Annotated in this window: 10 protein-coding genes; 8 read left to right on the forward strand and 2 right to left on the reverse strand. The window is 73.0% G+C overall.

The annotated features are described in order from the left end of the window. The first annotated feature begins 171 nt into the window (after positions 1-171). Both ACF09J_RS16205 and ACF09J_RS16210 read left to right on the forward strand, forming a co-directional pair. Positions 172-1362: a glycerophosphodiester phosphodiesterase gene (locus ACF09J_RS16205; RefSeq protein WP_392306058.1), complete on the forward strand. Its 1191-nt coding sequence runs from the start codon at positions 172-174 to the stop codon at positions 1360-1362. A gap of 227 nt (positions 1363-1589) precedes the next feature. Further along, positions 1590-2087, forward strand: a complete 498-nt coding sequence (locus ACF09J_RS16210) for a GNAT family N-acetyltransferase (protein WP_392306059.1) — start codon at positions 1590-1592, stop codon at positions 2085-2087. Between the two features lie 21 nt (positions 2088-2108). Here ACF09J_RS16210 and ACF09J_RS16215 read toward each other — a convergent pair whose 3' ends face one another. Together ACF09J_RS16215 and ACF09J_RS16220 are read right to left on the reverse strand one after the other, a co-directional pair. Further along, on the reverse strand, positions 2109-2540 hold the full coding sequence (locus tag ACF09J_RS16215) for a hypothetical protein (protein WP_392306060.1): 432 nt from the start codon (positions 2538-2540) through the stop codon (positions 2109-2111). 1 nt (position 2541) lies between these two features. After that, complete coding sequence (locus ACF09J_RS16220) at positions 2542-2901, reverse strand: hypothetical protein (protein WP_365774332.1); 360 nt, start codon at positions 2899-2901, stop codon at positions 2542-2544. Between the two features lie 608 nt (positions 2902-3509). Here ACF09J_RS16220 and ACF09J_RS16225 point away from each other — a divergent pair. The 6 genes from ACF09J_RS16225 (at position 3510) to cobT (ending at position 12405) form a co-directional block, all read left to right on the forward strand. Then, entirely contained in the window at positions 3510-4556 is a 1047-nt protein-coding gene (locus tag ACF09J_RS16225) for a methionine ABC transporter ATP-binding protein (RefSeq protein WP_392306061.1), read from the forward strand. Positions 4557-4618: 62 nt separating this feature from the next. Next, a complete protein-coding gene (locus ACF09J_RS16230; protein ID WP_392306205.1) occupies positions 4619-5299 on the forward strand; it encodes a methionine ABC transporter permease in 681 nt (226 codons plus the stop codon). A 60-nt stretch (positions 5300-5359) separates the two neighbouring features. Continuing rightward, positions 5360-6196 (forward strand): MetQ/NlpA family ABC transporter substrate-binding protein, encoded by an 837-nt coding sequence (locus ACF09J_RS16235; RefSeq protein ID WP_392306062.1) that lies wholly within the window; start codon positions 5360-5362, stop codon positions 6194-6196. Between the two features lie 174 nt (positions 6197-6370). Then, entirely contained in the window at positions 6371-7009 is a 639-nt protein-coding gene (locus tag ACF09J_RS16240) for a GNAT family N-acetyltransferase (RefSeq protein ID WP_392306063.1), read from the forward strand. 130 nt (positions 7010-7139) lie between these two features. Next, on the forward strand, positions 7140-8348 hold the full coding sequence (gene cbiE, locus ACF09J_RS16245) for a precorrin-6y C5,15-methyltransferase (decarboxylating) subunit CbiE (protein WP_392306064.1): 1209 nt from the start codon (positions 7140-7142) through the stop codon (positions 8346-8348). A gap of 346 nt (positions 8349-8694) precedes the next feature. Then, entirely contained in the window at positions 8695-12405 is a 3711-nt protein-coding gene (cobT, locus tag ACF09J_RS16250; RefSeq protein WP_392306065.1) for a nicotinate-nucleotide--dimethylbenzimidazole phosphoribosyltransferase, read from the forward strand. Positions 12406-12793: the final 388 nt, after the last annotated feature.

Genomic DNA, 12793 nt, shown 5'->3' on the forward strand with positions numbered 1-12793 from the left:
GGCGCCCGTTGTGTCCGTGCGGTCTCCTGCGTCCCGTACGGCCTCCCTGTGTCCAATACGGCCTCCGACGACACCCGGCGTCACGCCGGTGTTCGCCACGCGGTCTCCCGTCCGTCACCGGTGCCCACCTACGATCGGCGCGCACGGACGACACGAGACCAGGAGGCGGTCATGGGTACGCGGGAGTCGGACGAGCAGGGACGCGGGACGGGACGCCGGGCCGTGCTCGGGGCCGCGGTGCTGGGCGCGGGCGGAGCGGTCCTCGGACTGCCCGGCGCGGCCAGAGCCGCCCGGAACGAGGGCGGCGGCCGCAAGGGCGGCGGGCTGAAGAGCCTGCCGGTGCCGACGATCGTCGGCCACCGGGGAGCCAGCGGCTACCGGCCCGAGCACACCTTCGGCTCCTACGAGCTGGCCCTCGACCTCGGCGCCCATGTCGTCGAGGCAGGCGACCTGGTGCCGACGAAGGACGGCCACCTCGTGTGCCGTCACGAGCCGGAGATCGGCGGCACCACGGACGTCGCCGACCACCCCGAGTTCGCCGCCCGCAGGACCACCAAGACGCTGGACGGGGTGCCCACCACCGGCTGGTTCACCGAGGACTTCACCCTCGCCGAGCTGAAGAGGCTGCGCGCGGTCGAGCGCATCCCGGCCAACCGCCCCCACAACACCCTCTACAACGGGCGCTGGGAGATCCCCACCTTCGAAGAGGTCCTGAAGTGGCAGGACGAGCAGACCCGCAAGCGCGGCAGGCAGGTGTGGATCTACCCCGAGACCAAGCACCCGACGTACTTCCGCAAGCTGGGCCTCGGCCTGGAGGAACGGGTCGCCGCGCTGCTGCGCAAGCACGGCAAGGACAAGAAGGACTCCCCGGTCATCCTCCAGTCCTTCGAGCCGACCAGCATCCAGCGGCTGAACCGGCTTGTCGGCAACCCGCTCGTGGTGCTGCTGTCGGACGCCGGCAGCCGTCCCTGGGACTTCGTCGAGACAGGCGACCGGCGCACGGTCGCCGACCTCGTCACGCCCAAGGGCCTGAAGGAGATCGCCTCCTACGCGCAGGGCATCGGCCCGACCGTCGACCTGGTCATCCCCAAGGACGCGGACGGCAACCTCACCAGGCCGAGCACGCTCGTCAGGGACGCGCACGCCGCCGGTCTGATCCTGCACCCCTACACCGTCCGCAACGAGAACCCGTTCCTGCCGCCGAAGTTCCGCAAGGGCACCGCCGCCGACGCCTACGGTGACGTCTTCGGCGTGTTCCATGCCTACTTCGCCACCGGCATCGACGGGGTCTTCACCGACAACGCCGACACCGGACTGCTCGCCCGCGAGGACTTCCTGAGCGGCCGGCACGGCAACCGCTGAGCCCCGCCGCCCCGTTCGGGGTCCACCACGGCCGTCCCGGCAGCCCGCGCCGGGACGGCCGCGTCGTTCCGGGTGAGTTGGGTATCTCACAGGGCAACCCGGGCCTGGCATGTTCCAGTTGTCCGGGATGCCCGCAAAGGTTGCCCGAACGGGAGGTTGCGGCCCGCGCGGCGCGGGGATAGGAGTGGGGGACGACCGGCGATCAAGTGAGCGGGAGGCGTGCGCACATGGGCATGAGCGTGACCATCTCTGCGGCGGCCGAACAGGACGCGGAGCAGATCTTCAGGCTGCAGTACCTGTGCTTCCAGAGCGAGGCCGCGCTGTACGGCAACTACCGCATCGACCCGCTCGTCGAGAGCCTCGACGCGATCCGTCACGAACTCGCCGGGGACTGCGTCTTCGTGGCGCGGCTCGGCGACGAGGTGGTCGGCTCGGTGCGCGGCCGCGTGGCCGAGGACGGCGCGGCCCTCATCAGCAAGCTCTGCGTCCACCCGCGCCTCCAGGGACACGGCATCGGCGCCCGGCTGCTGCGCGCGGCCGAGTCCGCGCTGGCCGAGGAGCGCGGCGCCACCAGGTTCCGGCTGCACACCGGTCACCGCAGCGAGGGCAACCTGCGCCTGTACCGGCGCGTGGGCTACCAGGCGGTCGGCACCTCCCAGGGCGCCGACGGCGTACTGATGATCATCCTGGAGAAGCCGGACGGCAGCTACGCGGCGACCGCGTAGCACGGGCGGCCGGGACCCCGCTCAGGCCGCTTGCGGCTGCTGCTTCCGCGCCTTGCGCAGCCAGTACAGGGCCGACACCGGAAGCAGCACCGGGATGAAGACGTAGCCCCGGCCGTAGGCCGACCACACGGTCGCGTCCGGGAACGCGGACCGGTCGAGCAGCGTCCACGTACCGACGGTCAGCACGCCCACCAGTTCGGCGACGCAGCACGCAAGCGCGACCCGGCGCGCCTTCTCCCCGCCGCGCACCAGCGAGTACGTGATGAAGCCGTACACGACTCCGGCGACCGCGGACAGCGAGTAGGCGAGCGGCGCCCGGTCGAACTCGGTGGCGATCTGGTAGACCGAGCGCGACACCGCGCCGACGACCATCACGCCGTACAGCCAGACCAGCAGGGTGCCCGGACCGCTGATGAGCCGCTCCCCGGCCGGCTTCTCCTTCACGGCGCTCATCTCACCTTCCCCAGATGTCATAGAGCCGCACCTCCAGGACGGCGAGGACCACCCCGCCCGCCGCGGCCGTCACCGAACCCCAGCGCGTGCGTTCGGTCAGTGACATGAGCCCGGCCGCCGGGACGCACGCGAAGGCTCCCAGCAGATACGCCACGAAGATCGTCGTGCCCTGCGCCGGCTTCTCGCCCCGCGCCAGCGCCACGACCCCGACCACCAACTGGACCAGGGCCAGCAGCGACACCACCGCCATGCCGATGAAGTGCCAGTCCTTCGTCGGCTGGTCACGGTACGCCGCCCAGCCGCACCAGGCGGCGAGCAGCAGCGCGGCGACGCCGGTCACCAGCGTCAGGGCATCAAGCATGCCGCCGACCCTATTACGGGGCGAACGGCCCACCGCGCCCGGCCCGGCTCTGCGGACCCGCTCCCCACCGGGGCGGCTCCCCGTCGGTGCGGCGCCGTGGCGTTGGCCACAGTCCGGTGGGCGCCGGGCCCGCCGCGGCCGCCCGGGTGCACGCCCGAGGGCCGTGTCCGCACTGGTCACGGGCGCGAAACCCCAGGTCCGTGGCGTACCGCCCAGGTGTCCACGTGAGTCCAGCATGTGGACGGCGCTGGCCTCCGGCGCCCGTGTCTCTGGTTTACTGACCGCATGACCACGACGAGCGACCGCACCCCTGCGACCGAGGCGACTGTGCCGCCCGGTGCTCGTTGTATGTGTCCTGTACGTCGAATGTGCGCCTTCTAGAGGGCCCCTGCACCCGCTGAGCCTCGCGCCCCGAAGCGAGAGCCCGCTCCTGTCCGCGCCCGCGCCCGGTCCGTCCGGCGCCCGCGGCTGAGCCACGCCCCCGCGCACACGTTTCTCCTGGTTCGAGCACCTTCGTGAGAGTCGTGCCGCGCTCTGGCGCCCCCGACCATGAATGCCGTGCCCGGCGCCCATCAGGCGCCGCGCACTCGACAGTGACGGAAACCCACGTGATCACCACATCGGGCCTCACCAAGGTCTACAGTTCGCGCGGCCGCGAGATCACCGCGCTCGACGGCGTCGACCTGCACGTCCGCGAGGGCGAGGTGTACGGCGTCATCGGCCAGTCCGGCGCCGGCAAGTCCTCGCTCATCCGCTGCGTCAACCTGCTGGAGCGCCCCACCTCCGGCACGGTCACCGTCGCCGGACAGGACCTCACCGCCCTGGCCGGCCGCGGCCACCGGGCGGGCAAGGAGCTGCGGCGGGCGCGCAGCCGGATCGGCATGGTCTTCCAGCACTTCAACCTGCTGTCCTCGCGCACCGTCCAGGACAACGTCGAGCTGCCGCTGGAGATCCTCGGCACGTCCGGGAAGGAACGTTCCCGCAGGGCGCTCGAACTCCTCGACCTCGTCGGTCTCGCCGACAAGGCCCGGGCCTACCCCGCCCAGCTCTCCGGCGGCCAGAAGCAACGCGTCGGCATCGCCCGCGCCCTCGCCGGCGACCCCAAGGTGCTGCTGTCCGACGAGGCCACCAGCGCCCTCGACCCGGAGACCACCCGCTCCGTGCTCCAACTGCTGCGCGACCTGAACCGGCAGCTCGGTCTCACCGTCCTGCTCATCACGCACGAGATGGACGTCGTGAAGTCCGTCTGCGACTCGGCGGCGCTCATGGAGAACGGCCGCATCGTCGAGTCCGGCACGGTGAGCGAACTCCTCGCCACCCCGGGCTCCGAACTGGCCGCCGCGCTCTTCCCGGTCGGCGGGGAGGCCTCCGCCGCCGACCGGACCGTCATCGACGTCACCTTCCACGGCGAGAGCGCCACCCAGCCCGTCATCTCGCAGCTGTCCCGCACGTACAACATCGACATCTCGATCCTCGGCGCGGCCATCGACACCGTCGGCGGCCTCCAGGTCGGCCGGATGCGCATCGAACTGCCCGGCCGCTACGAGGACAACGTGGTGCCCATCGGCTTCCTGCGCGAGCAGGGCCTGCAGATCGACGTCGTCGACCCCGACCCGGCCCGGCAGCCGGAGCTGGTCAAGGAAGGTGCCAAGTGACCTGGACCGGTTTCTCGGCAATCCAGCCGCTGCTGTCCCAGGCCTGTTGGGACACCCTCTACATGGTCGGCTGGTCCACGCTCCTCGCCGTCGTCGGCGGACTGCCCCTCGGCGTCCTGCTGGTCCTCACCGACCGGGGCGGGCTGCTCCAGAACGTGGTCGCCAACAAGGTGATCGGGCAGGTCGTGAACATCACCCGCTCGATGCCGTTCATCATCCTGATGGTGGCCCTGATGAGCTTCACCCGCTTCGTCACCGGCACGACGATCGGGCGCGAGGCCGCCATCGTGCCGCTGGCCATCGGCGCCATCCCCTTCTTCGCCCGGCTCGTCGAGACGTCCGTCCGCGAAGTGGACGGCGGGCTGGTCGAGGCCGTCCAGGCGATGGGCGGCAACACCTGGACCGTCGTCCGCAAGGTCCTCGTCCCCGAGTCCCTGCCCTCGCTGATCGCCGGCACCACCACCACGATCGTCGCCCTCATCGGCTACTCCGCCATGGCCGGCACCGTCGGCGCCGGCGGCCTCGGCGACATCGCCATCCGCTACGGCTACCAGCGCTTCGACACCCAGCTCATGTGGATCACCGTGGCCATCCTCGCCGTGGTCATCTCCGCCATCCAGTTCGCCGGCGACCTCGCGGCCCGCTCCCTGCACCGACGCTCCGGCCGCTCCGGCCCCGCCCCGAAGCTGCGGCTCCTGAAGGCCCGGGAATCCGCGGCCACCGGCGTCGGCAAGGCCGCCTGAAGCTTTCTTCTCCCATCGCCCCGTACCCGGGGTCGCACCACCCAAGGAAAGGCACTTTTCGTGCGTAACACCACCAGGATCACCGCCGCCGTCCTCGCCGCCGGAGCCCTCACCCTCGGGCTCACCGCCTGCGGCTCGGGCTCGGACTCCGGCAAGGCCGACGCGAACGCCCCGCTGACCGTCGCCGCCACCCCCACCCCGCAGGGCGAGATCCTCACTTACGTCAAGGACCACCTGGCGAAGAAGGCCGGCCTGAAGCTGGAGGTCAAGGAGTTCACCGACTACGTGACCCCCAACACGGCCGTCCAGCAGGGCCAGATCGACGCCAACTACTTCCAGCACAAGCCGTACCTCGACGACTTCAACAAGAAGAACGGCACCGACATCGTGCCGGTCCCCGGCGGCACGGTGCACCTGGAGCCGCTCGGCGTGTACTCCAGGAGCGTCAAGAAGCTGGACGACCTGAAGAAGGGCGCCACCGTCGCGCTGCCCAACGACACCACCAACGAGGCCCGCGCCCTGAAGCTGCTGGAGGCAGGCGGCGTCATCAAGCTGAAGGCCGGCGCCGGATACGACGCGACCCCCAAGGACATCGCCTCCAACCCCAGGAACCTCCAGTTCAAGGAGCTCGAGGCGGCCCAGCTCCCGCGCTCCCTCGGCGACGTCGACGCCGCGGTGATCAACGGCAACTACGCGCTGGAGGCCAAGCTCAACCCGGCGAAGGACGCCATCGCCGCCGAGTCCGCCAAGGACAACCCGTACGCCAACTTCCTCGCCGTGAAGAAGGGCAACGAGAACGACCCGCGGGTCAAGAAGCTCGCCAAGCTCCTCACCTCGCCCGAGGTGAAGAAGTTCATCGAGGACAAGTACGACGGCGCGGTCGTCCCGGCGTTCTGATCCGCCCGACCGCCACCCGCACGACGCACGGGTCCGCGCCCTCACCCGGTGAGGGCACCCCCACGCCGTTCCGGCGGTGGGGGAGGACCCCGTCGTGCGGTTCAGTGCTTTCATGCTGCATGCTGGACAGTTCAGCAGGCCCTGAAGGTTTTTCCGAAGGTTACGGAGCGGCGCATGAACAGCACCTTCCCCAACATCTCCATCAGCACGGAGCGGTTGGTGCTGCGTCCCCTGGAGGAGGACGACGTGCCCGCCCTGGCCGAGATGATGAACGACGAGCAGGTCGCGGCCTGGACCGACGTCCCCCAGCCCTTCACCGAGGACGGCGCCCGGACCTGGATCACCGAGTACGCCCCCGCCGAGCGCACCGCCGGCCGGGGCCTGGACCTCGCGGTCACCGAGTTCCTCACCCAGCGGCTGGTCGGCGTCGTCCAGCTGACCAAGGCCGACTGGCACGTGCGGTCCGCCGAGCTGTCGTACATCGTCGCGCCCTGGGCACGCGGCGAGGGATACGCCGCCGAGGCCGCGCTCGCCACGGCGCAATGGCTCTTCGGAGACCAGAAGTTCGAACGCATCGAGCTGCGCACGGCCGCCGACAACACCGCCTCCCAGCAGGTCGCCCAGAAGATCGGCTGCATCAGCGAGGGCGTCCTGCGCAACGCCTGCATAGCGCACGTGCGCACCGAGGACGGCAGATGGACCGACCTGCGCACCGACTTCATCGTGTGGAGCCTGCTGCCGGAGGACCTGGAGGGCGCCGGCGAGCAGCTCGCCGGCTCCGGCGGCTACACCTCCTTCCCGGAATGGAACTGAGCCACCAGAACCCGCGGGCGCACCCGCGCCGCCCCGCCGCGCATCCGGCAGCTCCACCGGGTACGCTCGCGGAACACGCTCTCGGGCGTCCGTACCCCGACGACCTGCGCAATCCTGGAGACTGACGACGATGGCCGACCGGGTCACGGTGATCGGCTGGGACGGTTCGCCGCTGACCGACGCGGCACGCGGCGCCCTGGGCGCCGCCACCCTTGTGGCGGGCGCGGCCCACCACCTGGCACTGCCCGAAGTTCCCCGCACCGCCGAGCGCATCCGCCTGGGCAGCGTCGCCCTCGCCGCCCGCCGCATCGCCGCCCACCGCGGCACCGCGGTGGTGCTCGCCGACGGCGACCCCGGCTTCTTCGGAGTCGTACGGTCCCTGCGCGCACCGGAGTTCGGCCTGGAGGTCGAGGTCGTCCCCGCCGTCTCGTCCGTGGCCGCCGCCTTCGCCCGCGCCGGGATGCCCTGGGACGACGCCCAGGTGGTCGTCGCACACAAGCGCACCCTGCGCCGCGCGGTGAACGTATGCCGCGCCCACGCCAAGGTCGCCGTGCTCACCGCCCCCGGCGCCGGACCCGCCGAACTCGGACTGCTCCTGGACGGCGTCCACCGCACCTTCGTCATCTGCGAGGAACTCGGCACCGAGCGCGAACAGGTCACGGTCGTCACCTCCGACAAGGCAGCCGACCACAACTGGCGCGACCCCAACGTCGTCATCGTCATCGGCGGCCGGGGCGCCGCCGAGGGCGGCGGCTGGATCGCCGGGGACGACCCCGGCCACGGGCCGCGCGGCTGGACCCAGCCCGCCGAGGCCTACGGCGGCGGACTCGGCGAGGGGGAGACCGATCTGCTCCGGGCCGCCCAACTCGCCCGTCTCGGACCGCGGATCGGCGACCTGGTGTGGGACATCGGCTGCGGCAGCGGAGCCTTCGCCACCGAGGCCGCGCGCGGCGGCGCCGCCGTCATCGCCGTCGACCGGGACCCGCGGGCCTGCGCCCGCACCGAGTCGGCCGCGCACCGCTTCGGCGTCCGGACGCAGGTGGTGCACGGCACCGCCCCGTACATCCTGGAGAACCTGCCCGAACCGGACGTCGTCCGCGTGGGCGGCGGGGGAGCGGCCGTGGTCTCCGCGGTCGCCGACCGGCGGCCGCAGCGGATCGTCACCCATGCCGCGACCCGCGACGCGGCCGAACTCATCGGCCGCGACCTCACCGAGCACGGATACCGGGTCGAGTGCGCCCTGCTCCAGTCCGTCGCGCTCGACACCCGGGCCTGGACGGAGACGGAGCGCAGCGTCGTGTTCCTGCTGAGCGGAGAACTGCCCGAACGTGCCCCGTGATCGGGTTGTCCTACCGCGCGCGGTAGGCTGGCCGATTGTTGTACCGCACCGGGTGGTCCGGAAGTTCGTTCGTCAATGTCCGGAAAACCCGCCCGATTAAGGGCGGGTGTGGTACGGCAGACCCGGAGAACGCACAACGTGGCGCAGTCCACAGCGGGCTGTCGCGGATCACGCTGTCACGGCGGCCGGACGACCGCGAGAATGCCACTCAATGGCTTTGTCGCCTTTTCCGGGCGGGTTGTTCGTGCCGCACGGCGCGGACGCTCGTTCTTCACTGGGGGCGGTCGGTGCGCCGTTCCGGGTGAGCTGGTCGTAGGAGCACTAAACCGATGGGCGAGGGGTACGCATGACCGACACCGGCCAGGTCCCGGGCGAGGGACTGCCGGAGAGCGCAGGCATGGTGGAGCAGCCGGGCGTTCCCGCGCACGGTGCGTACGCCTACCTCTCCGAAACTCCCGTCAGGGACGAAGACCTGCTGCTGCCGGGCTCCCACGGAGCATGGGGCCACGAGGTGTCCCCGCCCGCCCCGGAGCCGGTCGTCGAAGCCGTCCACCAGCCGGGCCCGCACGAGACGGCCGGCCGTGACACCGGCTCCGTCGACCTCGGCGGCGTGCGGCACCCCGACCCGTCGGCCACGCCGCCGGCCGGGATCCCCGCGGCGGTGCCCCCGCGCCGGCCGCTGCACCTCGGCCCGCCGATCCCCGACGCCTCCGCGAGCCCGGTCCGCTCCCTGGCCGACCGCGGCCCCGCCGACGCGCCGGTCCGCCGGCCCGGACCGGCCGCGGCCGGCCCCGAGTACCTCGACGTCCCGCAGGCGCGCGAGACGGCCCCGCAGGGCGCCGCTCCCTGGGGTGCCCAGCCCACCGTGGTGGCCTCCCCGGTGAGTGCCGAAGCGGTCGTCCCGGGCCCGGACCAGCAGCCGGCCGGCGCGGCCCCGTACGGCCCGGACATGAGCCAGGTTCCGGCGGACGGCCAGGGTGCGCCGATCGGCCAGGTTCCGACCGGTGGTCGGACGCCGCAGACGGCGGGGTCGCAGTCGGAGGCCGCCGGTGTCGCAGTGCCGGTGGCCGCGACGGATGCCGTTGGCGCGCCCGAGGACGAGTCACCCCGGCCCGAGCACGCCGGTGTTGCTGTGTCCGAGAGTGGGGCACTCCAGCCCGGGGGCGCAGTCGCCGGAGTCGTTCCGGACCCGGGTCACGCGTCGGCCGGGGAGGTCCAGCCGGAGGCCGCCGCCGTCGCCCCGGTCCCCCCGGACACGGGCCAGGTGCCGGACGGCGGGCAGATCCCCGAGGCCGGACCGCGGCCCGAGGGCGCCGGGCCCGCGCACGCTCTGGACGCCGCGCAGGTGACGGAGGGCGCGCAGGTGTCCCCGGCCGGCGAGGCTCCTGAAGACGCGGTCGAGGCCGTGCAGGCGGCCGTACCCGCCGAGACCGTGGCCGCCGCCGAGACGGCGCATACGACCGGCACCGGCCCCGAGGGCGCGCAGGCCGGGCCCGTGCCCGTCCACGCCCCCGAGGCGGGTCAGGCCGTCGCCGAGCAGACCGCGCCGGCCGAAGCCGTGCGGGTCCCGGCAGCCGAGGGCGACACCGCCGAGGTCCCCGTGGCGGCAGGCGAACCGGCTGATGCCCCCCAGCCGCAGTCGCCGGCCGCCGACGCTCCCGAGGCCGCCCCCGTCCCGCCGGCCGCCGAGGCCACCGCGACGCCCGTTCGCGTCACGGGACAGCCGGAGGCGCCCGCGGCCGCGGAGGCCGGCCCGCTGGGCGCGGCCGAGATGGCCGCCGCGCCTGCCGCGGATCACATCGCGGACCCCGCGGCTCAGGATGCGGACGCACCCCAGCCCGCCGACGCCGCCGTCCCGGCCGCCGATGCCGCTGTCCTGGCCGTCGACGCCGCCGTTCCGGCCGCCACCGCCGCCCCCGAAACGGCCGGGCCCCAGCCCGCCGAGCAGGACGCGGCGACGCCTGCGGACCCGGCCCAGGGCGAGCACACCCAGGGTGCGCCCCTCCGTCCCGGCGTCCCCCTTCAGTCGCAACCCGGCCAGACCCTCGGGGAGTTCGTCCCCGTCGAGGGGTCGGTGCCCACCACCCCGCACCTGGCCCCGACCCCGCCGCATCCCATCGTCGTCCCGGCGGACCAACTCCCCCCGGAGGAGCCCGCCGTCACGGTCCCCGCACCCCGCGACGGCGACGCGCCCGCCGCGTCCGGCGAGGAGCCCGCGCCCGAGGCCGTCCAGCACGCGGACGACCTCGACACCCACGGCGCCGACGCGGAGGAGACCCCGGAGCAGAACGCGGCCGAGGAGACGGAGGCGCTGCGACCCACCGGTCCGGCCGCGCCCGGCTACGACGAGGCCGAGCGCGAGGCCGTGCTCAGGGTGATGCGCGAGCGCCGCGACATCCGCAACGGCTTCCGCGCCGACCCGATCCCGCACGAGGTGCTGCGCCGCGTCCTGGAGGCCGCCCACACGGCACCGTCCGTGGGCCACTCGCAGCCCTGGGACTTCGTCGTCATCCGCTCCGCCGAAACCCGGCAGGCGATGCACGAGTTGGCCATGCGTCAGCGCGAGGCGTACGCCAAGTCGCTGCCGAAGGGCCGGGCGAAGCAGTTCAAGGAACTGAAGATCGAGGCCATCCTCGACACCCCGGTGAACATCGTCGTCACCGCCGACCCGACCCGCGGCGGCCGGCACACCCTGGGCCGCCACACCCAGCCGCAGATGGCGCCGTATTCCTCCGCGCTCGCGGTCGAGAACCTCTGGCTCGCGGCCCGCGCAGAGGGCCTCGGCGTCGGCTGGGTGAGCTTCTTCGACGAGCGCGAGATGGTCCGCGTCCTCGGCCTGCCCGAGCACCTGGAGATCGTCGCCTACCTGTGTGTGGGCTACGTCGACGAGTTCCCGGACGAGCCCGAGCTGATGCAGGCCGGCTGGTCCAAGCGCCGCCCGCTGTCCTGGGTCGTGCACGAGGAGACGTACGGCCGTCGCGCCCTGCCCGGCGAGGACCCGCACGACCTGCTCGCCGAGACCGTCGCGCAGATCCGCCCGCTGGACGCCAAGGCGCTCGGCGAGGCCTGGGAGCGGCAGAAGCGGATGACCAAGCCCGCCGGCGCGCTCGGCATGCTGGAGATCATCTCCGCGCAGTTGTGCGGCCTGTCCCGCCAGTGCCCGCCGCCGATCCCCGAGCCCGCGGCCGTCGCGGTCTTCGCCGGCGACCACGGGGTGCACGCTCAGGGCGTCACCCCCTGGCCGCAGGAGGTCACCGCGCAGATGGTGGCCAACTTCCTCGGCGGGGGAGCGGTCTGCAACGCCTTCGCCGCCCAGGTGGGCGCCGAGGTCTGCGTCGTCGACGTGGGCGTCGCCGCGGACCTCCCGGCCACGCCGGGCCTGCTGCCCCGCAAGGTCCGCGCGGGCACCTCCGACATGACCGCGGGACCCGCGATGACCCGCGAGGAGGCCAAGCAGGCCATCGAGGTCGGCATCGAGACCGCCCGCGACCTCGTGGCGGCCGGGAACAAGGCGCTGCTCACCGGTGAGATGGGCATCGCCAACACCACGGCGTCCGCCGCCCTCATCTCCGTCTTCACGGGCGCCGATCCCGCCGAGGTCACCGGCCGGGGCACGGGCATCAACGACGAGACCCTGGCCCGCAAGACCGACGTGGTCCGCCGCGCCCTGGACCTGCACCAGCCGGACCCGGCCGACCCCATCGGCGTGCTCGCCGCGATCGGCGGCTTCGAGCACGCGGCCATGGTCGGCCTGCTGCTCGGCGGCGCGTCGCTGCGTACGCCGGTCATCCTGGACGGCGTCAGCGCCGGCGCCGCCGCCCTGGTCGCCCGCGCCATCGCCCCCGAGGTGCTGGCTGCCTGTATCGCCGGCCACCGCAGCGCCGAACCGGGCCATGTCGCCGCCCTCAACAAGCTCGGTCTGCGCCCCCTGGTCGACCTCGACCTGCGCCTCGGCGAGGGCACGGGCGCGCTGCTCGCGCTGCCGCTGGTGCAGAGCACGGCGCGGGCGATGCACGAGGTGGCCACGTTCGACTCGGCTGGAGTCACGGAGAAGTAGCCGCGCCGAATCCACGATGTCGCGGCCGCGGGGCACGGTGGCGGAGGGACGGAAGGACCCACGGTCCCTCCACCACCGTGCCGCGGCAGAGCCCACGGCTCGCACGCGGCCGAGCCGACGGTGGTGTCCATGGCCGAGGAATTTGGCCGAGCCGAGCCGTCGGCGAAGCCCATGGCCTGCGCGTGGGCAGGCCTGGCGGCGCGTACGGCCGGTGCCCGGGCCGAGCCGTGGGCGGTGGGCATGGCTCGCGCGCGGTCGAGCCGACGGTTGTGTCCACGGCCGAGAACTTGGCCGAGCCGACGGTGGTGTCCATGGCCGAGGAATTTGGCCGAGCCGAGCCGTCGGCGAAGCCCATGGCCTGCGCGTGGGCAGGCCTGGCGGCGCTACG

This window comes from Streptomyces sp. NPDC014889 (assembly GCF_043081205.1).
Classification (GTDB): Bacteria; Actinomycetota; Actinomycetes; order Streptomycetales; family Streptomycetaceae; genus Streptomyces.